At 51.1% G+C, this 20,270-nt stretch carries 24 protein-coding genes; 9 read left to right on the top strand and 15 right to left on the bottom strand.

Annotation, left to right across the window (positions count from 1 at the left end; translation table 11 throughout):
- Positions 1–3: 3 nt before the first annotated feature.
- Genes cobN through BLS62_RS13935 form a run of 3 tightly spaced genes read left to right on the top strand, consistent with a single transcriptional unit; the run spans position 4 to position 5,874 of the window.
- Positions 4–3,747, top strand: coding sequence for a cobaltochelatase subunit CobN (gene cobN / locus BLS62_RS13945; RefSeq protein WP_093181811.1), 3,744 nt, complete (start codon positions 4–6; stop codon positions 3,745–3,747).
- 9 nt (positions 3,748–3,756) lie between these two features.
- On the top strand, positions 3,757–4,386 hold the full coding sequence (gene cobO / locus BLS62_RS13940; RefSeq protein ID WP_093181806.1) for a cob(I)yrinic acid a,c-diamide adenosyltransferase: 630 nt from the start codon (positions 3,757–3,759) through the stop codon (positions 4,384–4,386).
- A gap of 24 nt (positions 4,387–4,410) precedes the next feature.
- On the top strand, positions 4,411–5,874 hold the full coding sequence (locus BLS62_RS13935; RefSeq protein WP_093181804.1) for a cobyric acid synthase: 1,464 nt from the start codon (positions 4,411–4,413) through the stop codon (positions 5,872–5,874).
- Here the strand turns inward: BLS62_RS13935 and cbiB are convergent.
- The 13 genes from cbiB to BLS62_RS13875 form a co-directional block, all read right to left on the bottom strand.
- A complete protein-coding gene (gene cbiB / locus BLS62_RS13930; RefSeq protein WP_093181801.1) occupies positions 5,869–6,837 on the bottom strand; it encodes an adenosylcobinamide-phosphate synthase CbiB in 969 nt (322 codons plus the stop codon). The genes BLS62_RS13935 and cbiB overlap by 6 nt on opposite strands.
- Entirely contained in the window at positions 6,824–7,846 is a 1,023-nt protein-coding gene (cobD, locus tag BLS62_RS13925) for a threonine-phosphate decarboxylase CobD (protein WP_093181798.1), read from the bottom strand. Before cobD ends, cbiB begins: the two co-directional genes overlap by 14 nt.
- Before the next feature lie 135 nt (positions 7,847–7,981).
- The gene (locus tag BLS62_RS13920) at positions 7,982–9,109 is read right to left on the bottom strand and encodes an alkane 1-monooxygenase (protein WP_093181795.1); all 1,128 of its coding nucleotides are present in this window, start codon (positions 9,107–9,109) and stop codon (positions 7,982–7,984) included.
- Positions 9,110–9,242: 133 nt separating this feature from the next.
- A complete protein-coding gene (locus tag BLS62_RS13915; protein WP_208990852.1) occupies positions 9,243–10,061 on the bottom strand; it encodes a hypothetical protein in 819 nt (272 codons plus the stop codon).
- 365 nt (positions 10,062–10,426) lie between these two features.
- Positions 10,427–11,527: a tyrosine-type recombinase/integrase gene (locus BLS62_RS13910; protein ID WP_093181792.1), complete on the bottom strand. Its 1,101-nt coding sequence runs from the start codon at positions 11,525–11,527 to the stop codon at positions 10,427–10,429.
- 2 nt (positions 11,528–11,529) lie between these two features.
- Entirely contained in the window at positions 11,530–11,784 is a 255-nt protein-coding gene (locus BLS62_RS13905; RefSeq protein ID WP_093181789.1) for a hypothetical protein, read from the bottom strand.
- A 112-nt stretch (positions 11,785–11,896) separates the two neighbouring features.
- Complete coding sequence (locus tag BLS62_RS13900) at positions 11,897–12,100, bottom strand: hypothetical protein (RefSeq protein WP_093181786.1); 204 nt, start codon at positions 12,098–12,100, stop codon at positions 11,897–11,899.
- Positions 12,097–12,528 (bottom strand): DUF7694 domain-containing protein, encoded by a 432-nt coding sequence (locus BLS62_RS13895; protein ID WP_093181783.1) that lies wholly within the window; start codon positions 12,526–12,528, stop codon positions 12,097–12,099. Before BLS62_RS13895 ends, BLS62_RS13900 begins: the two co-directional genes overlap by 4 nt.
- A gap of 10 nt (positions 12,529–12,538) precedes the next feature.
- Positions 12,539–12,805 carry a hypothetical protein gene (locus BLS62_RS30810; protein WP_143521564.1) on the bottom strand — a complete coding sequence of 89 codons (267 nt, stop codon included), beginning with the start codon at positions 12,803–12,805 and terminating at the stop codon, positions 12,539–12,541.
- A 109-nt stretch (positions 12,806–12,914) separates the two neighbouring features.
- Positions 12,915–14,471: a DNA cytosine methyltransferase gene (locus BLS62_RS13890; RefSeq protein ID WP_244283587.1), complete on the bottom strand. Its 1,557-nt coding sequence runs from the start codon at positions 14,469–14,471 to the stop codon at positions 12,915–12,917.
- Between the two features lie 14 nt (positions 14,472–14,485).
- On the bottom strand, positions 14,486–14,707 hold the full coding sequence (locus BLS62_RS13885; RefSeq protein WP_093181780.1) for a hypothetical protein: 222 nt from the start codon (positions 14,705–14,707) through the stop codon (positions 14,486–14,488).
- An 11-nt stretch (positions 14,708–14,718) separates the two neighbouring features.
- Positions 14,719–15,060 (bottom strand): ASCH domain-containing protein, encoded by a 342-nt coding sequence (locus tag BLS62_RS13880; RefSeq protein ID WP_093188900.1) that lies wholly within the window; start codon positions 15,058–15,060, stop codon positions 14,719–14,721.
- A gap of 9 nt (positions 15,061–15,069) precedes the next feature.
- Positions 15,070–15,345 (bottom strand): hypothetical protein, encoded by a 276-nt coding sequence (locus BLS62_RS13875; RefSeq protein ID WP_093181777.1) that lies wholly within the window; start codon positions 15,343–15,345, stop codon positions 15,070–15,072.
- Between the two features lie 245 nt (positions 15,346–15,590).
- Between BLS62_RS13875 and BLS62_RS13870 the strand changes: the two genes are divergently transcribed.
- Positions 15,591–15,929 (top strand): helix-turn-helix domain-containing protein, encoded by a 339-nt coding sequence (locus tag BLS62_RS13870; protein ID WP_143521563.1) that lies wholly within the window; start codon positions 15,591–15,593, stop codon positions 15,927–15,929.
- 290 nt (positions 15,930–16,219) lie between these two features.
- Here BLS62_RS13870 and BLS62_RS13865 read toward each other — a convergent pair whose 3' ends face one another.
- Positions 16,220–16,519 carry a hypothetical protein gene (locus BLS62_RS13865; protein WP_159436542.1) on the bottom strand — a complete coding sequence of 100 codons (300 nt, stop codon included), beginning with the start codon at positions 16,517–16,519 and terminating at the stop codon, positions 16,220–16,222.
- Between the two features lie 108 nt (positions 16,520–16,627).
- Between BLS62_RS13865 and BLS62_RS13860 the strand changes: the two genes are divergently transcribed.
- Both BLS62_RS13860 and BLS62_RS13855 read left to right on the top strand, forming a co-directional pair.
- Entirely contained in the window at positions 16,628–16,885 is a 258-nt protein-coding gene (locus BLS62_RS13860; protein WP_093181770.1) for a hypothetical protein, read from the top strand.
- A 205-nt stretch (positions 16,886–17,090) separates the two neighbouring features.
- The gene (locus BLS62_RS13855) at positions 17,091–17,579 is read left to right on the top strand and encodes a hypothetical protein (protein ID WP_093181767.1); all 489 of its coding nucleotides are present in this window, start codon (positions 17,091–17,093) and stop codon (positions 17,577–17,579) included.
- A gap of 98 nt (positions 17,580–17,677) precedes the next feature.
- Here BLS62_RS13855 and BLS62_RS13850 read toward each other — a convergent pair whose 3' ends face one another.
- Entirely contained in the window at positions 17,678–18,232 is a 555-nt protein-coding gene (locus tag BLS62_RS13850; protein WP_143521562.1) for a hypothetical protein, read from the bottom strand.
- Positions 18,233–18,289: 57 nt separating this feature from the next.
- On the opposite strand from BLS62_RS13850, the gene BLS62_RS13845 reads away from it, so the two are divergent.
- The 3 genes from BLS62_RS13845 to BLS62_RS13835 are packed head-to-tail and all read left to right on the top strand — an operon-like array spanning position 18,290 to position 20,242.
- Positions 18,290–19,366, top strand: coding sequence for a DNA-methyltransferase (locus BLS62_RS13845; protein WP_093181761.1), 1,077 nt, complete (start codon positions 18,290–18,292; stop codon positions 19,364–19,366).
- On the top strand, positions 19,359–19,667 hold the full coding sequence (locus BLS62_RS13840) for a helix-turn-helix domain-containing protein (protein WP_093181758.1): 309 nt from the start codon (positions 19,359–19,361) through the stop codon (positions 19,665–19,667). The genes BLS62_RS13845 and BLS62_RS13840 overlap by 8 nt, the downstream gene beginning before the upstream one ends.
- Positions 19,664–20,242 carry a helix-turn-helix domain-containing protein gene (locus tag BLS62_RS13835; RefSeq protein WP_093181755.1) on the top strand — a complete coding sequence of 193 codons (579 nt, stop codon included), beginning with the start codon at positions 19,664–19,666 and terminating at the stop codon, positions 20,240–20,242. The genes BLS62_RS13840 and BLS62_RS13835 overlap by 4 nt, the downstream gene beginning before the upstream one ends.
- The last annotated feature ends 28 nt before the right edge of the window (positions 20,243–20,270 follow it).

The raw sequence follows: 20,270 nt of genomic DNA, 5'->3' as shown, positions 1-20,270 counted from the left end.
CATATGCATGTACTTGTCGGACAATCGCGCCGATTGGATGAAGGCGAGGAAGCCGTCAATCTGGGGCAAACGCCTGCGGATGTGGTGTTCCTTTCTGCCGCTGATACAGAACTGGCTGGTCTTGCGTCTGCTCATGCACTGCATGAGGACTACACGCTTCGTCTCGCCAGTTTTCTGGCGCTGTCGCATCCATACTCGGTTGATCTTTACGTTGAGCAGACCGTGCAGGCTTCCAAGCTGGTTGTGGTGCGGTTGCTGGGCGGTGTTGAGTATTGGCGGTACGGTGTTGAGCGGTTGGAGGCAGTTGCCCGTGCTGAAGGTGTAAAGCTTGTTCTGTTGCCCGGTGATGACAAGTGGGACGCAGAGCTAGTAGGGAGGTCCACCGTTCCTGTGGAGGCTGCTAAGACCCTGTGGCGCTATTTGATTGAGGGTGGACCGGAGAACTTCTCCGGTGCTTTGCAGTACGCTGCACATCTTGCAGGCGTTGCTGAGGGCCTGCCCGAGATACCCAAGCCGCTGCCGCGTGTTGGTTTGTTGTTACAGGGCCATGCGCTGCCAAGCCTTGCGGATGTGAAAGCCAGTTGGGTCAACCCGGATGCTCCTGTTGCGGCCATCGTGTTTTACCGTGCGCTTTACCAAAGCGGTGCGACTGATCCAGTGTTTGCATTGTGCCATGAGTTGCAGGCGCAGGGAATAAATCCGCTGCCAATTTATGTGGCGAGCCTGAAGCAAGTAGAATGCGCCGCCGTTGTCACCGACCTGTTTGAACAGTGCGCTCCTGATGTGGTTTTGAACGCAACTGCCTTTGCGCTTTCCAAAGCGGGGCAGGCGCATTCTGGTACCATTCTGGATGCGCCGGGTGCATGTGTTCTGCAAATCGTATTGTCATCCTCCTCGGAAGATGGTTGGCGTGAAAGCGATCAGGGTCTTTCTGCTCGTGACCTTGCCATGCATGTTGTTTTGCCAGAGCTGGATGGCCGGTTGTTGACCCGCGCGATCTCCTTCAAAGAGGAAGGCGGATACGACGACAAGACCCAGAGCACGCTGGTTCGGTTTGTACCAAAATATGACCGCGTGGCGTTTGTTTCCAAACTTGCAGGCAATTGGGCGCGGCTTCGACATAAAAACGCAAAAAAACGCAAAATCGGCCTGATCCTTGCAAACTATCCTAATAAGGACGGTCGCATTGCAAACGGTGTTGGTTTGGATACGCCCGCCTCGTGTGTTGAATTGCTTTCAGCTATGGGCGCAGAAGGCTATGACGTTTCTGGCGCACCTACCAGCTCTGAAAAGCTGATTGATGTGCTGCTGGCTGGCCCAACCAATGATCTGCGCAACCGCGCTGCACGGCAAGGCGGGGAAAGCCTGTCTCTGAAGGCCTATAAACAGCTGTTTTCTGGGCTTCCTGCCAAGGTGCAGCGGGAAATTAGGGAACGATGGGGCGAGCCGGAGGATGACCCGCATGTGGTTGGGGATGCCTTTCAGCTTGCCATTCAAATCTTTGGTAATGTGAGTGTTGGCATTCAACCTGCACGCGGTTACAACATTGATCCTAAAGAAACTTATCACGATCCAGCACTGGTTCCTCCGCATCATTATTTGGCATGGTACATGTGGCTGCGTGAGGAGTGGGGCGCTGATGCGCTGGTTCACCTTGGCAAACACGGCAATCTGGAATGGTTGCCCGGTAAAGCTCTGGCGCTTTCTGAGGAATGCTACCCTGAAGCCGTTTTGGGAGCCGTGCCAAACATTTATCCGTTTATCGTCAATGATCCGGGGGAAGGCGCGCAAGCCAAGCGCCGCATGTCATCTGTAATTATTGACCATTTGACGCCGCCACTTGCCCGCGCCGAAAGCCATGGTTCTGCCGTGGAATTGGAAGCGCTGCTGGACGAATATTACATTGCCAGTGGGGTCGATCCTCGCCGCCTGAAAGTGCTTGGCAAAGAGATACTTAGCGTGGCAGCGCGGGACGGGCTGGACAAGGATATCGGCCTGACCCGCGAAATGGATGAGAACACGCAGCTGGCCCGACTTGATGCGCACCTCTGTGATTTGAAAGAGCTTCAGATCCGCGATGGCCTGCATATTTTAGGGATATCCCCGCAAGGTGTGCAGCGCAGCGAGTTACTGGTTGCGTTGCTGCGGGTGCCGCGCGGGAATAGTGCTCAAGATAACAGTGTGTTACGTGCAATTGTTCAGGATTTGAATCTGGATAAGTTTGACCCGCTGGACTGTGCTTTTGAAGTGGATTGGACGGGTGAACGCCCATCAATTTTGCAAGATATCCTCACAGCTCCGTGGCGCAGTTGCGGGGATACCGTGGAGCGGCTGGAAGCTTTAGCGCTTGCGTTCGTTTCCGGTGATGTGACTGTTGGTGAAGAGTTTATTGCGACCAAGGCCGTGCTGGCTGTGCTGATTGAGCAGATTGCGCCTGCGGTAGATCAATCCGGTGCCAGTGAGACAGAAGGCGTTTTATCCGCGCTTGCCGGCAAGTTTGTTCCTCCGGGGCCTTCTGGTGCGCCGTCGCGTGGGCGTCCTGATGTATTGCCAACGGGCCGCAACTTTTATTCCATTGATGTGCGCAGTGTGCCAACACAGGTGGCTTGGCGGCTTGGTGAAAAAAGCGCTAATGCGTTGGTTATGCGCCACTTTGAGGACCATGGCGAGTGGCTGGATGCCATCGCGATGAGTTGTTGGGGCACGGCCAATATGCGCACCGGTGGTGATGATATTGCGCAGGCGCTGGCCTTAATTGGTGCGCGCCCAGTTTGGGAAAAGGCCTCTGGTCGGGTCACAGGATTTGATGTTATCCCCCTGTCTGACCTGCAACGACCGCGTGTTGATGTGACGCTCCGTATCTCTGGGTTTTTCCGTGATGCATTCCCTCAGCTCATCCACCTGTTTGACGCGGCTGTGTGTGCTATTGCTGAACTGGATGAGCCTATTGAGGCCAATCCGATTGCGGCTCGTTATAAGGTGGAGCGAGAAACCTTGATTTCTCAAGGTGTTAGCGAAAAACAGGCCAAACAACGGGCGTCCGCTCGTATCTTCGGTTCCAAACCGGGAGCCTATGGAGCGGGTTTGCAGACGTTGATAGATGAGCGGCTGTGGTCGGAACGCTCTGATTTTGCAGAGAGTTTCCTTGAGTGGGGCGGGTATAGTTATGCCCGCGGCGTTGAAGGGGTCCGAGCAAAAGAGGACCTTGCAGGCCGTTTGAAGCAAGTGAGCGCGGTAGTCCACAATCAGGATAACAGAGAGCACGATCTCCTTGATTCTGATGACTATTATCAGTTTGAAGGCGGATTGGCTGCCAGTGTTGAAGCGCTGCGCGGTGAAGCTCCTCAGGTCTATCACAATGATCATTCCCGTCCTGAACGTCCTGTCATCCGAAGCCTATCGGAAGAGATAGGCCGTGTTGTCCGTGGCCGCGCTGCCAATCCCAAATGGATCGCTGGGGTGATGCGCCACGGGTACAAGGGCGCGTTTGAGATGGCCGCCACGCTGGACTATCTGTTCGCGTTTGGGGCGACAACCAATGCTGTTCAAAGCTATCATTTCGATCAGCTCTATGATGCATATCTTTACGATGAAGATGTGCGAGATTTCATTTTGGCAAAGAACCCTGCGGCCCTGCGCGAAATGATCGAGCGGTTTCAGGAAGCAATTCAACGAGATATGTGGGCGCCGAAGCGAAACAGCGCCTATGATGACTTAATGGCTTTGCAGGCAGAGCTTCATGAGTGAGGGGATATTATGACCAGCAAGACTGAAATGAGTGAAGCGGAACTGGATGCGCGCCATGCTGACAAGATGCGCAAGAAGAAAGCCGCTCGCGATAAAATCATGACCACCAAGACCATCGAGAAGGGCTTGCTGATCGTCCACACCGGCAAAGGAAAAGGCAAATCCACTGCCGGTTTTGGTATGGTCTTCCGCAGCTTGGGTCATGGTCATCGCGTTGCTGTTGTTCAGTTTGTCAAAGGCCGCTTGGAAACTGGCGAACGCATGGCGCTGGATCGGTTCTCCGATCTTGTCACCATCAAACGCATGGGTGAAGGCTTTACCTGGGAAACGCAGGATCGTCAGCGCGATATTACCGCCGCTCGTGCCGCCTGGGATGCAGCAAAGGAGCTCATCTGTTGCGGAGAGCATAAGCTTGTGCTGCTGGATGAGCTGAATATTGTACTGCGGTACGATTATATCCCGATTGATGAAATCGTTGCATTCCTTCGTGATGAGAAGCCTGAGGATGTTCATGTGGTTATCACTGGCCGCAATGCCAAGGACGAGTTGATTGAGATTGCGGATCTGGTCACCGAAATGACCCAGATTAAGCATCCGTTCCGCTCCGGTGTAAAGCCGCAAGAAGGCATCGAGTTTTAAGCCCAACTCCGAGATATTATCAAAATGACCAAGAAACCCGCCGTCATGATTCAAGGCACTGGATCCAACGTTGGCAAGAGTGTGCTGGTTGCCGGACTGGCGCGTGCGTTCGTGCGCCGTGGATTATCCGTGCAGCCCTTCAAGCCGCAGAACATGTCCAACAATGCGGCTGTCACAGATGATGGCGGGGAGATTGGGCGTGCGCAGGCTTTGCAGGCCCGCGGTGCAAAAATTGCAACTAGTGTGCACATGAACCCTGTGTTGCTGAAGCCGGAAAGTGACTGTGGCTCCCAGATTATCGTTCAGGGTAAGCGCTTTGGGACTTTGAAAGCGTCGGAGTTCGGTCGTCATAAAAATTCGTTACTTCAATATGTTATGGAGAGTTTTGCGCAGGTTGAATCAAAGGCTGATCTGGTCATTGTAGAAGGTGCCGGATCTCCTGCGGAGATTAATCTTCGGTCTGGCGACATCGCAAACATGGGTTTTGCGGAAGCGGCTGATATTCCCGTGGTTTTGTGCGGGGATATTGATCGCGGCGGCGTGATTGCCTCTTTGGTTGGCACACATAATGTTTTGCTGGAGGATGAGGCTAAGCGCATAAAAGCTTTTGTTGTCAATAAGTTCAGGGGTGATCCTTTGCTTTTTGAATCCGGTGTGAAAGCCGTTGAAGAGCGGACACAATGGCCAAGTCTTGGTGTTATACCGTGGTTTCATCGCGCGACTGATCTACCTGCGGAAGATGCGCTTGATCTGGATGCGGGTCAGCACAAGGGCGCGGTGAAAATTGTGGTGCCAGTCATCAGCCGCATTGCCAACTTTGATGACCTTGACCCGTTGCGCATGGAAGAAAATGTAACGCTGGACTTCGTATTACCCGGCGAAGTTATACCCGGCGATGCGGACGTGGTTTTATTGCCGGGCACAAAATCCACCATTGCTGATTTGGCTTTCTTCCGGGCGCAAGGCTGGGATATCGACCTATACGCGCATGTTCGTCGAGGCGGTCAGGTGCTTGGTATTTGTGGCGGCTATCAGATGTTGGGCAAAGTCATTTCTGATCCTGATGGGATTGAAGGTGCGCCGGGAGAAGTTGAAGGTCTTGGCCTGCTGGATGTGAAAACAAAGCTGAATTCAGATAAGCAAACCACCTTGAAAACGGGTCGCGATCTTTTGCGGGACACAGATGTAACTGGTTATGAGATCCATGTAGGGCGCACGCAGGGACCTGATTGCGCAAGGCCACTGTTGGACCTTGGGAGCCATGTTGATGGTGCCATCTCAGAAAGTGGGTTGGTTTCTGGTTGTTATCTACATGGTTTGTTTGGATCAGATACCTATCGCGCTGCGTTTTTGAATGGCTTCGGTGTTGCTTCCAAACTCAATTATGAGGCTCGCGTTGAAGGTGCGTTAGACGCTCTTGCAGATCACCTTGAAGAGCACATGGACCTTGATAAGCTTTGGGAAATTGCGCAGATCCGTAGCTTATAGGAGGGCAAGGACCAAGATTACGCCTGCAAGTATGCAGCAGGAAACGGCCATGAGTTTCAGTGTGCCGTTGATATCCTGTGCGGTGGCTTCCTTTCGGCCCGTCGGGTTCATGAAAGGGTCTTCTACCTTGTATTCCGCATATTGACGGGGTCCTGCAAGGGCCACACCTAAAGCGCCTGCGACAGCGGCTTCTGGCCAACCTGCATTGGGGGAGCGGTGGTCCTTAGCTTCTCTCACCATGGTTGAGAATGCGGCTTTGGCATCTTTCCGCAATATGAGGCTTGCACCGTAGATGAGCAGGCCAGACAAGCGCGAGGCAGGTAGGTTGATGAGATCATCAAACCGTGCTGACGCCCAACCAAACGCTTCATACTTCTCGTTTTTGTGGCCGATCATGCTGTCCGCTGTGTTAACGGCTTTGTACATTAGGATGCCGGGAAGGCCGAGCACGGCAAACCAGAGGATTGGTGCGACAACTCCGTCTGAGAAGTTCTCGGCGCACGATTCAATAGCTGCTCTGCTGACACCGGCTTCATCCAGATAATCTGGATTACGGCCGACGATCATGGAAACGGCTTTGCGGCCTTCAGTCAAACCGCCGTGCGCGAGGGCGTCTCGTACTCTTGCTACGTGCTGGTACAGGCTCTTTTGCGCAATGAGCGTCATGCTAATAATTGCGACACCAATCTCGCCGTATGCAAGAGCACGAAAGGCTTCTTCCAGCAACATGCCAATGGCAAGTGCAACGGACACCAAGAGCAGGAGCGTAGCTAAGCCGTTTTGTTTCCGACGTTTAGCTGAGAACGCAGGCTTGTTCGCGCCTTTGTCCAGTGCCGAGATAACGCGCCCTATAAGCGATACGGGGTGAGGCAAAGATCTCCAAAGCCAGTTTGGATCACCAATCAGTGCATCCAGTATTATTGCGCCTAAAAGCACCCAGAGCGTATGTTCATAAAGGAGCATGGTGTTGCATCTGCTCCTGCGCTTTCTTGAGAGCTTTGATGAATTTATCGCGTTCATTCTTGTGCGGTGGGAGACCTAACCTCATCCATGTGGTGCTGTAATCAAATACACGCGTCCAGATTTTTTGCTGTGCGAGTAGCTCATGCAGCTGGTGCGCGTTTTGGTGCTCGATGAGGATATAAAGATCCGTTTTGCCGAGGATACTAAGGTTTTGTGCTCTGAGCTGATCTGCAAAGATATGCATTTCTTTACTCAGAAAGCTGCGCATATCATTCTGCCAGTTCAGATCGTGTAGCGCGGCTGTGCCAATGTCCAGCGCGGGACCGGAGACAGCCCAACTGCCAAACACTTGCTGCAGCTTGTCTGTGATCTGTTTGGGACCAATGAGAAAGCCCAGACGCACACCTGCCAAACCAAAAAACTTACCGAAGCTGCGCAGCACCAGAATGTTCTCATCTGATATGAGAGGAACCACTGAATTTTGCGGCATGACATCCATGAATGCTTCATCGACAATAAGATAGCCACCTTGCTCTTTTTGTGTAGTCGCAAGCTTGAGGAGCTGCTCGGGTGTTTGGACCGCACCATCTGGATTATTGGGGTTCACAAGCAAACAGTTCGGTGATTGGTGCTGTTCCAAATCATGCGCGGAAATGATCTCTACCGGGTTACCTGCCGCACTCCAGCTTTCCTCGTGAGAAGAGTAGGTGGGGCTGACAATGGATATCGGTGTGTCTGGTTGCAGCAGACGCGGTAAGGCTGAGATTATTGCTTGTGTCCCGGGAGCAATCGCAACTCCAAGACCCTCAGGAATCCCGTAGGCTCGTCTTGCAGCCTTATAGAGCTCGGCCTCTGCCTGCTGTGTTGGCAGACTGATGAGGCCTTGCTGGGAGATAAGATGGGCAGCTGGGTAGGGGACTGGATTGATCCCGGTTGAAAGATCCAGCCACTCTCCAGCATTCCCACCGTAACTTTCGATAGCGGTTGAAATGTCCCCACCATGTTTCATCTATCTCAATCCCTTGTTTGCTGTGTTGTTTTACCGGAGCAGATCAGGGATTGCTATCATCTGAAGATGTCAGAGCGGTTGCTGCTCCTGCCTGTTAACAGAAGTTTCTGGATGCATCGGGAAGAGGCGACGTTGTTATGCTCTGTTGACCTTGGTGATATCTCCTCCAGCCCACTCCATAACTTTCGGATCCATGACGCGGAACCATAAGGGCGGAATAGCTGCGAGCGCAAAACAACCGGGGTATCCGCTTGGCAAACTGGGAAGATCTGGGTAGTTTCTAAGGGCCTGATAGGGTCGTAAAGGGTTGGCGTGATGGTCTGAATGACGTTGCAAGTGGAACGTACTCAGGTTCGAAAAAATGTGATTTGTGTTCCATGAATGGCGCGGTTGGCAGCGCTCATATTTGCCGTTTTCATCTTTCTGCCGCAACAGGCCGTAGTGCTCCACATAATTTGCTTGTGTCAGGCCGTACCATGCCACGACACTTTGAATGACAAGCAGAAGCAGGACCTTCCAGCCAAATAACGCTGTGCAGATTATCAGGACACTCCAGGTGAGGGCGTAGCCTTGCAGAATATCATTGTGAACAGACCACAGATGGTGCCCTTTTCGCTGAAGTCTTTTCTTCTCATGAAACCAGCCACGCACAAAGGTTCCGGGGATTTCACGGAGTGCAAAGGCGTAGATGTTTTCTCCCATGCGCGAGCTGGCGGGATCTTCACAGGTTGCCACATGGACATGATGGCCGCGATTATGCTCGATGCAGAAGTGTCCATACCCAACGACAGCATTGGCCAGTTTTGCGAGAAGTTGGTCTGTTTTGTTGAGTTTGTGACCCAATTCATGAGCCAACATGATTGTACCGGACCCAAATAAGCCTTTGCCAAATGCAAATATCACGACCAACCAAACTGGCAGGTCATAGGTGCCGATCAGCCAAACACCGGCAAAAAGGTTTACCCATGCATATGGCACAAGCCAACGCACAAGGCGGCTGTAATACGGGTCCTCAGACATCTTCACTAAAACATCGTCAGGCGGATTGTAGGGGTCCTCGCCGATTAAGGCATCTAATGATGGGATGACAATAAAGAAATAGATGAGCGGTATGAAAAGGATTGCGGTGTATTGGAAGTAAGCATAAAGCGCGACGGTTGCGAGCGTGACGCTGCTACTAACATAGGCTACCAGCCACCAATAACGTTTGGCATCCTTATAGATGGACTGCATGCCATTTTGATCCAGCATATTGAAAACCATAGCCCCCTCCCAAAGTGCATAAGTTTACGTAAGGGTAAAGATAGCATTGTTTAGGTCAAGCGTAAATTGCAGATTTTTGTTACTGGTTGATCTCAGGGCAAATCAGTGCCGTGGTTCTGGCTTTCCAAGCAGTTCAGCATGGCTCTTCTAAGGGGAGAGTTTTGGACCATGTTGTATATCGCTTTTCCAATTCCTCGTAATTCTCCTCACAGCCTTTTTGCAGATCTGGAAAATTGGGACCGCGTTCCCATGCCCCTTTCGGTTGGCATCGTTGCATCCACTTCTTGTCAGAATAAAGAAACAGGGTCGTGCTGAGGCCTAGTGCTTTGAATATCTTCCGTGTGACGACACCGTGCCTTTTCAGCAAGACATCGAGCTTGATTGCCTTAATTTTCCAGGGGGTTAGTTTGATGGGTGATGATTTACCTGCAGGAACTGCGGGTACTATTTCTGGAAGCAGGTGCCGGCTTTGCGGGTAAAACTCTTTGAAATAGCCTGCGGAAGACGCGCGTCCAGGTTTTGGGAGGTTGGGATGATACCAATGTTTCGTGCTTAGACGTTTAGATTCCGGGCTTTCGATTTCAATGATCTGAAGGCACAAAAGCTTGCAAACCGGTTGAAAATCGAGGTTTGAGCCTTTTGGTATCAAGACCGCTCTACAATCAGGGCCGGGTTGATCGACCTCATGCGCGCTTTCGCCAGCTTGAGAAATGACTTTCGCGCTTAGTCGTAGTTTGGCTTCAACGCCTATCTGAAGGCCATCGCTTTTCCTGATCAGAAGAATGTCCCAGTTTGCCCATTCAGGATAGACGATCCACTCTTCAGGGAGGAGCTTGATGAAATGAGCGCACATATCGCTCTCAGAGGCGAATGTTGCTTTCTGCTTCACCTTTTTCCGGCGTTTGACAGCAGGCTGCCTAACAACCGGACTGATAATCTCGCCCTCACTCAAGCCGCACCCCATCATCAACGTTAGCCGTATGGCCCTGAAAAAGCGCAGTATAAGGGCATACCTGGCCTTGGAATACCAAGGACAGGTGGTTTATCACAATTTCTATTGAGGGGTGTTTTGAGCCTAGATGACGTGTTCGGTTCATCAAAGGATGGGTTGATACGATAGGACGAAAAGTGTCCCACTTTTAAACGCAGTCCCAAGAGTGGGACGTTTATCACGTTAAAAGTCAATGATTTCAATGGGGAAAAGGGATAGTGGAGGCCTCTGCCGAAACGAATTAAAAGTGCCTAATCAATTAGTTATAGGGTAAGTAAGGGATTGGTTGGGGACGTAAAAACAACGACTTAGCCGATGTTGTTCCCTCACTTTTTTAGCAACTTTGAGGAGCCTGTTTGGCTCAGTTTTTTCGTGTTGGCTTTCTTCGTGTAAATCTCGGCTGTGCTCAGTTTTTCCCAACCAAACATGCTTAGAAGCTCATGGGCGGTAGCGCCTTGTTCCGCTGCTATTACTGCATCAGCTTTCCGGATTCCATGCGCGGAGCAATGAGGCAAACTTGCTTGGTCGCTCCAACTGCTAAAACGATTCCCTAGTCCTTTGATGGAGTATTGCTTGCCCCATATTGTTTCAATGAAGGTGTTTTGGCTGTTCATGTCTTTGATAGCTGCTGCAAGTGGTGGGAGTACTGGCATGTCGATTACAGTGGCAGTGTTATTCTCATTCTTCATGGGTGCTATTTTGAAGTGCTGCAGCCCCGTCTCTTGGTCTGTGTATATGTGCTGGGGACCAAGTCTTGATACGTCCGAAATGCGCAAACCTGTGTAACGAATGATCGTGTAACACAGATGAGCTTTTGTACCAGGCTTGTGATGAGCGGTAAATTGCTCCATCTCATCGTGTGTCCAGGTATGATGTCCGGTTGAGCTGGACTTGAATTTTTTTACTCCGTGAGCTGGGTTCAACTCTGCGATTTCTGCCTCGTTACACGCCCATTCGAATAGAGCGGAAAGAGCCTTCACGCGGTGGTTTGCAGCCTCCGGTGTCCTTACTTTCTGATCACGTAATTTGATGACGTGAGCTTTGCTTAAACCTCGGTAGTCCATATCTCGTAAGGCTGACCCTGAGGCGCTCAAGCATGTCTCATCACCAATGGCTGTGAGTGTTCTGCGCTTCTGATCTATGGTCGATTTTGCAAACGTTGGCGCAACTCGGCTGAGATACTCTTCAGCTAGCCAGCCGAAAGTTCCTTGTATTTTCCTAATGGTCTTCTTGGACTTGCCTTTTGATTGTGGGCCAGGTTGAGACAATCCGAGTTGTGCGCGGGCAATCTCATCTAGATAGGCCTGCGTTCCCGGCTCCTCTCTCAAGCGGATCCGGCGTGACTGACGATCCTTCCGGAAATAGCGGCGAACATTGCCATGCCGGTCAGGCTCTGTGTGCACACCTTTGAACCTGGTCGTGTTCATCGTCACACAAAGTCCCTCGGTAGGTTGCTGTTTGCTGAATTGGCTGGCTGATTAGAGTAGGGTAGTTCGTCAAATGCTTTATCAAGCTCTCGAATGTCCCAAACCTTTCTTGTGTTCATCAATCGCGGCTCGGGCATGAATTGCTTTGTGATCATTTCGGCAAACAGTCCTACGCTGACACCGATGTATTGAGCTGCTTCTACTCTGCTGAACCCGCGCGGTGTAAAGCTCAATTGGCGAGGTTTGCTATTTAACATCTACTCCTCCGATTTTCGTAAGGTTGCTCTCTCAAAACTATTTCATAGCGTGGTCGAAGAGGCTGTGTGCCGGTCCTGTACAATTTTGTAGGCCTGCGACATCTCTCCGGACTTAAGTCGAAATTGCGATTAGGAGCTTTTCAAGCAGGTTTGATGTGCGGTCACGCAGGGCATCCGGCATGTGCTCATTGACCTGCTTTGCTAAGCCACTGGGGGCATTAACTGCTATGGCGCTGAGCACCTCTGCCAAAGCTTCGGGTTTGGAGGTTAAACTGATGCCGATGTGAATGGGATTGACCTCTGTTTCCAGTCTCATGGTGTGCTCCTGTTTCTTCCGTAAAGAGTGAAGGGCAGTGGAGCTGTCACAATCCAGAGATGATACATGTTTGCTCCGTCAACGATCTCTTCCTTGGGTGGATAGACCTCGACAGCGGTGGCCTCTGGTCCGGCGAGTTCATCTTTGATGCGTTGCATCTCAGGCCAGGATGGGCGGTTTCCGGAGAGAGACGTTATTGCAAGATGACGAACGCCAGTTGCAAGGGTTCGGTCGAGTACGCTGAAGACCTTGTTTTTGTGAGCCAGGCCAAAATCGGCTGCCCAACCACGTCCTATTGAACCCTTTGGGAATTCAATAAGTTCCCATGCTCCCCACCTTCCAATCTTTCGATTGGTTCTCTCGTGTTTGAGGATTTGAGTTTGCTCATTTCTGGTAAGGTCAGACGCGGATAGGGCATTTATCACCATGAAGCGTCCCTTACTGCTGTTTGCTGGATTGGTAAGTCAGTACAACTGCGGCAGCATCCCATGCGAGGTTGATTTGCTCAGTGTTTGAAAGGTCTTCAAAAGCTTGCTCAAGGTTTGGCCGAATGAGTTGCCAATACGCTCTTGCTGCGGGTTTCAGAGCCTTTGGGTCTAGCTCTTCAATTTCCAACGACCCTTTTCCATTGCACCTTTCACATAGAGTGATCGAAAAGCCCCAGTAGTCTGTTGTGCCGTATCCGTTACAGGGGGCGCATTTCATTCCTCCCCCTCCTGTTGCAGGGAGCTGCCATATCGCACTGGGGCAGATCCATACAGCCACAGCTGCCACATGCGGATGGTGTTCACGGTGAAGATCAGAGGTAGAAAGTTCATGCTGTGACCTCATAGGAAATGCACTCGGGGAGGTTGGCTTCAACAATTGCTTTGGCGACTGGCGGGCAAACGCTGTTGCCACATTTTGCCGTCTGCTCTGTTTTTGGAAAAGGCTTGCCGTTGTAGTCGAAGCTGATGCGGTAATCATCTGGAAAGCCTTGCGCTCTATAGAGTTCCGCCGGTGTGAGCATACGCATGCCAATGTCTGTTATGATGTAAGGCTCACCGCCGACATCAACGCACACCAATCCGTGGCGGTCTCTGGTGGTCACAGTCCCAAGCGGCGTATCAGCAACTTGCTCAATACTTGAGCCATAGTAAGAGGTCAGGAATGCCCTCACTTCACCTGCATGGTTTCCACCAGCGGTAAGTGTCGGCATTGGCTCTGTAACTGTTTGTCCATGCCTGCAGGTGCCGCGCAGTTTAATCAGGTGGCTGGTGACGAGGGTTTGTTGTGTTGCCCTTGCTGTGATTGTAGAAAGTGGCGCATCCGCTGCCCGTCCCACGACATCAAAGTTGTGCTGAGCTAAAAAGGCAGCAACAAGCGCGTGACGATTTTCTGTCGTTACGGTGTGCGCAGGCTCATTCAATGGGTGCCCGCGAACTTCTCCTCGTTTTTTTGGTCCGTAGTACTTGTGTAGATAAGGTACAACAAGCGCTCTGCATCCGCCTTTTTCAGTCTTAATCGTGCTGAATGGCTTCGTAAGTGGCTCAAGGCTCCCACTATGGCTCATATTGAGGATGAACGGCTCAGGCGTATCCAGCACAAACTTTTTGATGTCCGCAGCAATGCGGCTCATTGTGTTATCGACCAGCGGACGTTTGCGCTCAAAAATTGATGGGCAAGGAATAGACCAGTCAATGCAGTCTGCTGCGGTCTTCCACGGCAATAGTTTGCCGGCTTTGACTTCTTCGCCACCGGGGTCTCCGTGGGTAGGTGCGGGCCAACGGATAATCTTACGATCGCGGCGAGCGATCATAAACAATCTTTTACGGATAGTTGGGGCGCCATAATCGCAGGCCCTCAAAATTCGAAATTCGAGATTGTAGCCCAATTTATTGAGGGCAGCTTTCCACGCATCAAAATCTTCCCACCCTTGGAATTCAGGAACGTTCTCCAGAATGATGATACGTGGGCGTTTAGATCCTAACTTCTGGCTGAAATTGACCACAGACCAAGCAAGCATGCGCACTGATTTTGATGTTGGTTTGCTACCTCTAGCGCGAGAAAAGTGTCGGCAATCTGGAGAAGCCCACAGCAGACCCACAGGGCGTCCATTCGTGTAGGTCATGAGATCAACTTCCCACACACTTTCCGGCAAATGGATGGTGTCCGGGTGGTTCTGTGCGTGCATTGCGAGGGCTTTCACACAATGGTTGATCGCTATATCTGGAGAATGCCTCAAAGCCATCTCAATACCTGTTGAGGCTCCGCCGCCGCCCGCAAAGGCGTCAATGATGAGCTCTTGCCCTCGTGTGGGGATCTGATCGAGCGGCATATTCATGTGATCGAATAGCGGTGCTTTGGGCACACTGATGGTTTGAACTGACATTGCAATACCCTGAGTTAGCGGCTGGAAGTTTGATCAAAAGAGGCGATCTGGGAGGTGACAAAACTTGAAGGAATGCTCTGCTGTTTGGCTTGGATTACCGCATCATCGAGAGCGGGTGCCAAATGGAGAAGGCCGATACCTAAAGCAACCAGAACCGCCAGTTTTATGCTCTCGCTAAAGAGGAACAGAGGCACGTTGCAGCGATCACTAAATACGTCGTTATCAATGCTATTCATGGGTCAGTTCCTCAGGGTAGAAACTCAAACTCAATGCGGTTTACGGACTGTGTAGGGTCAACACGGTAGTGCTGCACCAGCATGTGCACGAAGTTGTCGGGGCTCATGTCTGGGAAGCCTTCACGTGCGCAATCTTCTTGGGTGATTGCGTTCAAAGGCTCACCGCGTACACTCAGAATTTTGATCTGGCAGAGGAGCTTGATCTTCTCGCCTTTGCGCAGCCCCATGGTTTTTTCAACGGCGTTGACCACCTCTCCAGCTTTCAGGAAGTTCCAACCGAAGCGACGGGTTACCGTCTTGGTCTGCTCTCGCATTTGCTGGGTGGTCATGGAGAAGGACATGTTGCGTGGCATCATGCGCTCCTAAGTACGGCCCATTTTCTGCAGGAGCTTTGTGAGACCTACTTGCGCGTCATCAAGGGTCTCGCGCAGGGCGTAGATGCGGTTTGCAATGGGTGCGGCTTTATCGGGTGAGAGCTTGATCATTTCGCGCAAGTCATCGCGGGCAAAGCAGAGTTCTGAATGTGTTTCGGAGGAGATAACAAGAGCCTCCTCACCAATCGCCGTTGTAGATTTTACAACGCGAAGAGGGCAAAGCTTATGAGGTGTGGGAAATGAGATGATGTGGGCGCTAGGCATCGAGAAAACTCCAGTTGGAATATATCCTTACAATATGGAGTATTATCCATATGTAAATTATAAACTGGAGTATCATCCATATGTCAAAATATGACATATGGATATTAAGGGGGGTGGGAAGTGCTGTTGTGAGCGATATTTATATGCAGCCTGCGAACTTGATATGTTAAATGGGCGCGATGGAATGTTGTTGCCGGGAGCGTCGGGCGAAGGTTTCGCTTGTGGCTGATGCTCTACTTGAAGGTATGCTTGAGGTTCGAAAACTAAGTGGCGCAAGTAGTTTTGGTGAGGTGGTTGTTCTGCTTGCAGTGGCTGCTGAATTGCGCTCCGATAATCTGCCTACGGTTGCTTCAGTGAGTGAGCTTACTTCCATATCCACTTTTACTGTGCAGCGAAGTTTGGATAAATTTGTGGCGGCAGGTTTGCTCGAAAGGGGGCTGACGCCTCGCGGGTATGTCTATGAGCTCACGGAGCTGGTGCTGGGAGGAGGGGGTGATGCAAGCGCTGATTGTGACTTAGATGCATGTATCAATCAGCTTGTGGAAAAAATGGGGATGGCAATAACAAAAATGGCAAAACTTTAAGGGCGTTTCTTCATTTTGGGGAGGTTTTACTCCTAATTTTCCTGACGTATTGGCGGTTTTCTTAGGATTTTCAGCACTGTGTGGTTGCTTTGGTGCTCAAATTGGGAAGGTGGTCAATTTGATTTGGAATTCAAATCATGTGAATTTACGCAAGGGTAATTTTAGGGGTGTCGCTATGTGTAGGTGTGATGATCTGGAATTCGCAAGGCTACTTCAAGGGCTAACAAGAGGTGAGAAGCAGGCTTTTTTGGAAGTGATTAAGTTGATTTCCAGAAAAGGTATTGAGCGCCCTAAGTCTTCGAAAAGCCTTTGAGTATTTTCAAGGCATATCTTTTTTCTTCTTCGTTAAGCTTAGAAAATTCATCAATCAGCTGCGTTGTTAACTCGTCGCTTGTGGGGCCGTAATAGAGCGAAGCAAGACTGACGCCTAAGTGCTCCGCTAAGTCTGAAAACGCCTCAATTGAAGGGGTGTTTAGCTTTAGAAGTTTAGTGACGTAATCTTCGCTCTTGCCGATGGATAGCGAAACTCGGCGGGCGTTTGTGCCGCGCTCTTTCATGATATTGTTAAGGTTTTCTCGCCAATTCTGCATGGGTGGAAATTAATCCATTAGTTTATAAGTGTCTACGGGATTATAATATGTTTACAAATAGGGAGTATACTCCTTATTTTAATCTCGCAATCTGACTTGCGAGGTACCATGGCGAACGAAGAACACACAAAACTTGGGGCTGAAATGTCTATTCCAAGCCGCTCGCAGGTTTTGGAATATTTTGAGGCGGCGTGCTTCGAACTTGGAATTTCCCGCACCGCGTTGGGGCAGGAGTCTGTTGGGTATTCCAAGCTTCATAAGAACCTCTCAGATGGTTGCGATATTCGGCTTTCTACACTCCGGGGACTGGTTAACTTCGTCAATGCACGTAAAACGCAGGCAAAATGCGTGATGCAAGGCCATTAGCGATTGGTACTCACGGCGTATTCTAAGAGTGCCAACTGATTGGCGGTATTCGGTCTGCTGCTCTGAATGCTTTTTATGTCTCTAAACCACCGCAAACACAATTGATGAACGGCCACGCCCTGCGGATGGAAAATCTGATCATGGCTATGATCTTATCGTTTGCTGGTTGAAGGATCTTTGGGCTGCAAGAGGGGGTTGGGTACACATGAGTAATTCCAGAACTGGCTACGGACGTAAGGTCTGGATCTGCCGCCAAACTAGAGAGCTCATCAAAGCATTTGGTGGGCAGGAATGTACCGCTGCCTATTTGGATCTCGGTTTGACTACCGTCAAAAAATGGCCGGATGTGAATGAAGCAGGCAACATCACCTTGATGAGTTTGGTAAAGCTTGAGGAAGAGCTGGTCTCCATAGGGAGCGATCCGGTGTTCACATTGGAACATCTGCGAGCCCTTGGCTACGTCGCCACCAAACTGGATGCGCCAACCAGCAAGGTCCCTGCAGCATGTGCCTTAGATATGGTGAGGGCGGCATGCGATGCGATAAAAGCCGCCACGGAAGCTGCCGCCGATTGGGAAATCACCCCAGCCGAACACAACCGCATAGTCGGCATGTTCGAAGTCGCTCAACGCGAATACGCCAAGTACCTCTCAGCCTATAAAGCGTCCATCTCGGACGGGGCAGGTGAGGGCTAGGGGATGTCAAGTGAACACCGATCCGTTGCAAAGTTCTTCCTTCTGGCATCTCGTTGGCGGCTGCTAGCTATGCCGAGCGCTGGCGCTTCCGGTACAGATTATTCCGCCACCTTTATGGTCATGCTGATCTCCGGTTTTTCGAATTTTGAACCGGCGAGTTTGGGCAGGTGTTTTAGATATTCTAGTAAACTAGAACCGATGTTAACTCTAAGTGAAAGCAGGGTGACATGGGCTATGAAGGACATGTCGCAAACTTCCTTTATGCAGCGGTATGTCTCTTCTTCATCTTTAGTTTTGATGAGAAAATTCGGGAGATTTTTTCTATTATTTGTAGATATCATAAAGTTCGCCATCTCGTTGTCGCTGAGGCGAACTAGTTGGTTGAATGCTGTAACCGCATCGTTTGCTTTCTTAGTGACGACCTCAATTGCATCGATCTCCTCACTAAGGCTAACTATCTTAGGAATGAGATGTTTTGTGCTCTCATCTGCTTCTGCAAATAAGTCTATAAGCTCTTTTGCTTTTTGTGCAGTTGGTCTTTCCTCGGTTTCCATCTCACTCATGCTGGCTGTTCCTTTCCTGCCAGTGTGCGCAGAGAGCTTTGCTATGTTGGCGCATCCGGCAAGGCTCTCTGCAACTTTTTGCGTTGCCAATTGCATCACGCAATCGGCTGAACGTCGATCTGCGGAATTGGTTGGGAGGGATGTTGCATGACCTCTCCTGAAACCATCCGTATTGGTGATTTGCCCTGTCAAATTCGGTTGGGTGATGTGCTTGAGCGTTTGCGCGAGGTGCCTGGTGACAGCGTTGAGTGCGTCGTGACCTCGCCACCTTACTGGGGCTTGAGGGATTACGGCGTTGAAGGGCAGTTGGGACTTGAGCCAACGCTTAAAGAGCATATCGATAAGATGGTTGAGGTGTTCGAGGAAGTTCGACGCGTACTGAAACCAGAAGGCACCTGCTGGATCAATTACGGCGACTGCTACGCCACCACTCCGGCAGGGCACAAAGCGAATGCTGATGGGCGGATCCGAAGCGGAAAAGATGACCGAACTTTCACGCAAAAACCTTTCTCGACAATTCAAGGCAGCTTGAAGCCGAAAGATCTCTGCATGGTGCCCAATCGACTGGCAATTGCGCTGCAAGATGCGGGCTGGTGGGTGCGCGGTGAGATCATCTGGGCAAAGCCTAATCCGATGCCTGAAAGCATTCGTGACAGGCCTGCAAGTGCTCATGAGAAAATCTGGCTCGTTACTAAATCGGCTCGCTATTTCTACGATGCCGAAGCGGTTCGACAGCCAGTATCTGGCGGAACTAAATCGAGAGGGATAAAGCGGCGCCCTCCGATAGAGGAAGCAGGCCAGGGCCATAAGAATTGGTGTTCTTATATGGGGGATGAAGTTGAGAAGAGGACGCATCGAAATCTTCGTAACTTTGAACCTGCTCCACTTGAAGTTTGGAATGTGGCAACGCGGCCATTTCCCGAGGCTCATTTTGCAACCTTCCCGCCAGAGTTGGCGCAGCGGTGTATTAAGGCGGGTTGCCCAAGAGGCGGCGTTGTCCTCGATCCGTTTGGCGGGGCTGGCACAACTGGCCTTGTCGCGCTGCGTCTTGGCAGACAGGCGATCCTGATTGAACTCAATCCAGACTACGCAGCGATAGCGCAGGAGCGCATCGCGCAAGATTGGATGGGGCCTGATGAACTGAAATCACAACAAGCAGCGACTGATTTGGATGCTGGTCCGCTGTTCTCCCGAACTGAGCCAACGGAGGTTTGTAATGCGTGAAGTCCAGACTCTCACAGACTGGCGGCGTGAGTTTTCGCGATGTCATCTGCCTTCCAGCACTAATCTGGTGTTGCACGCAATCAGTCTGTTTGCGGCGGGCGTTGGCGAAGTTTGCTCGCCTTCGGTTCGTGATCTTGCTGAGCACACCAGCCTGAGCATGCCGATTGTGACCAAGCATCTTAGAAATGCCGAGCGTTGTGGGTGGTTGGGAATTCGCAAGTATGGGCCCTTGGGAGAGAAGCTGAAGCGGAACGAGTACATGCCCAAGCTTCCAGAGATGGAAGTGGAGGGCTGGACATGAGCGAAGACCGAAAGGCCTGGAGTTGGCGGCAAGCCTTCTGCAAGTCTGATCTTCAGGGGCCGACAAGAGCCGTATTGCAAGCTATGAGCATGTTCATGAATGCGGTTGGCGAGAGTTGTTACCCTTCCATAGAGGACTTGGTGGAGTACAGCGGCTACAGCAAGAATGCAGTTTTGAAGCATATCGACATAGCAAAAGAGGCTGGTTGGATTGAGGTCTCACAGCATGGCTTTCGAGGGCAAAGATGGAAGCGCCAAGAGTATGTCGCGCGGTGGCCAGAGCGTGATTTAGTCGCTCCCAGCACATCTGAGCGTATGGTCAAAAATGCTGAGTTTGAGAAAAAAGGCGGTGCACCTCCTGCACCAGCTCCCTCAAAAAAGGTGGTGCACGAGGTGGATGAAGGTGGTGCACGTGGTGGACCTAAGGCGGTGCACGAGGTGGACCAAGATAAGAACAGTCCACTTAACAATCCAATCCAATACCAGTCCAGAGGAGAGAGTGCGCGCGTGAAGTTGAAAATGATAAAAATGACAATAGCGGCACTGTCACTCACGAAACGTGGGTTCGAAGGCTGAAAAGGGCTCATGCGACGTGGCCAACATT

Origin of the sequence: Pseudovibrio sp. Tun.PSC04-5.I4, from assembly GCF_900104145.1 — a bacterium.
Classification (GTDB): Bacteria; Pseudomonadota; Alphaproteobacteria; order Rhizobiales; family Stappiaceae; genus Pseudovibrio.
Note: the sequence above shows the minus strand (reverse complement) of the source record. Positions and strands in the feature narration are given on the sequence as shown.

Excerpts from the sequence above, each read along its gene's own strand:
- cobN (WP_093181811.1), top strand. The coding sequence starts at position 4 with ATGCATGTACTTGTCGGACAATCGCGCCGATTGGATGAAGGCGAGGAA.
- cobO (WP_093181806.1), top strand. The coding sequence starts at position 3,757 with ATGACCAGCAAGACTGAAATGAGTGAAGCGGAACTGGATGCGCGCCAT.
- BLS62_RS13935 (WP_093181804.1), top strand. The coding sequence starts at position 4,411 with ATGACCAAGAAACCCGCCGTCATGATTCAAGGCACTGGATCCAACGTT.
- cbiB (WP_093181801.1), bottom strand. The coding sequence starts at position 6,837 with ATGCTCCTTTATGAACATACGCTCTGGGTGCTTTTAGGCGCAATAATA.
- cobD (WP_093181798.1), bottom strand. The coding sequence starts at position 7,846 with ATGAAACATGGTGGGGACATTTCAACCGCTATCGAAAGTTACGGTGGG.
- BLS62_RS13920 (WP_093181795.1), bottom strand. The coding sequence starts at position 9,109 with ATGGTTTTCAATATGCTGGATCAAAATGGCATGCAGTCCATCTATAAG.
- BLS62_RS13910 (WP_093181792.1), bottom strand. The coding sequence starts at position 11,527 with ATGAACACGACCAGGTTCAAAGGTGTGCACACAGAGCCTGACCGGCAT.
- BLS62_RS13905 (WP_093181789.1), bottom strand. The coding sequence starts at position 11,784 with ATGTTAAATAGCAAACCTCGCCAATTGAGCTTTACACCGCGCGGGTTC.
- BLS62_RS13900 (WP_093181786.1), bottom strand. The coding sequence starts at position 12,100 with ATGAGACTGGAAACAGAGGTCAATCCCATTCACATCGGCATCAGTTTA.
- BLS62_RS13895 (WP_093181783.1), bottom strand. The coding sequence starts at position 12,528 with ATGGTGATAAATGCCCTATCCGCGTCTGACCTTACCAGAAATGAGCAA.
- BLS62_RS30810 (WP_143521564.1), bottom strand. The coding sequence starts at position 12,805 with ATGAAATGCGCCCCCTGTAACGGATACGGCACAACAGACTACTGGGGC.
- BLS62_RS13890 (WP_244283587.1), bottom strand. The coding sequence starts at position 14,471 with ATGTCAGTTCAAACCATCAGTGTGCCCAAAGCACCGCTATTCGATCAC.
- BLS62_RS13885 (WP_093181780.1), bottom strand. The coding sequence starts at position 14,707 with ATGAATAGCATTGATAACGACGTATTTAGTGATCGCTGCAACGTGCCT.
- BLS62_RS13880 (WP_093188900.1), bottom strand. The coding sequence starts at position 15,060 with ATGCCACGCAACATGTCCTTCTCCATGACCACCCAGCAAATGCGAGAG.
- BLS62_RS13875 (WP_093181777.1), bottom strand. The coding sequence starts at position 15,345 with ATGCCTAGCGCCCACATCATCTCATTTCCCACACCTCATAAGCTTTGC.
- BLS62_RS13870 (WP_143521563.1), top strand. The coding sequence starts at position 15,591 with ATGCTTGAGGTTCGAAAACTAAGTGGCGCAAGTAGTTTTGGTGAGGTG.
- BLS62_RS13865 (WP_159436542.1), bottom strand. The coding sequence starts at position 16,519 with ATGCAGAATTGGCGAGAAAACCTTAACAATATCATGAAAGAGCGCGGC.
- BLS62_RS13860 (WP_093181770.1), top strand. The coding sequence starts at position 16,628 with ATGGCGAACGAAGAACACACAAAACTTGGGGCTGAAATGTCTATTCCA.
- BLS62_RS13855 (WP_093181767.1), top strand. The coding sequence starts at position 17,091 with ATGAGTAATTCCAGAACTGGCTACGGACGTAAGGTCTGGATCTGCCGC.
- BLS62_RS13845 (WP_093181761.1), top strand. The coding sequence starts at position 18,290 with ATGACCTCTCCTGAAACCATCCGTATTGGTGATTTGCCCTGTCAAATT.
- BLS62_RS13840 (WP_093181758.1), top strand. The coding sequence starts at position 19,359 with ATGCGTGAAGTCCAGACTCTCACAGACTGGCGGCGTGAGTTTTCGCGA.
- BLS62_RS13835 (WP_093181755.1), top strand. The coding sequence starts at position 19,664 with ATGAGCGAAGACCGAAAGGCCTGGAGTTGGCGGCAAGCCTTCTGCAAG.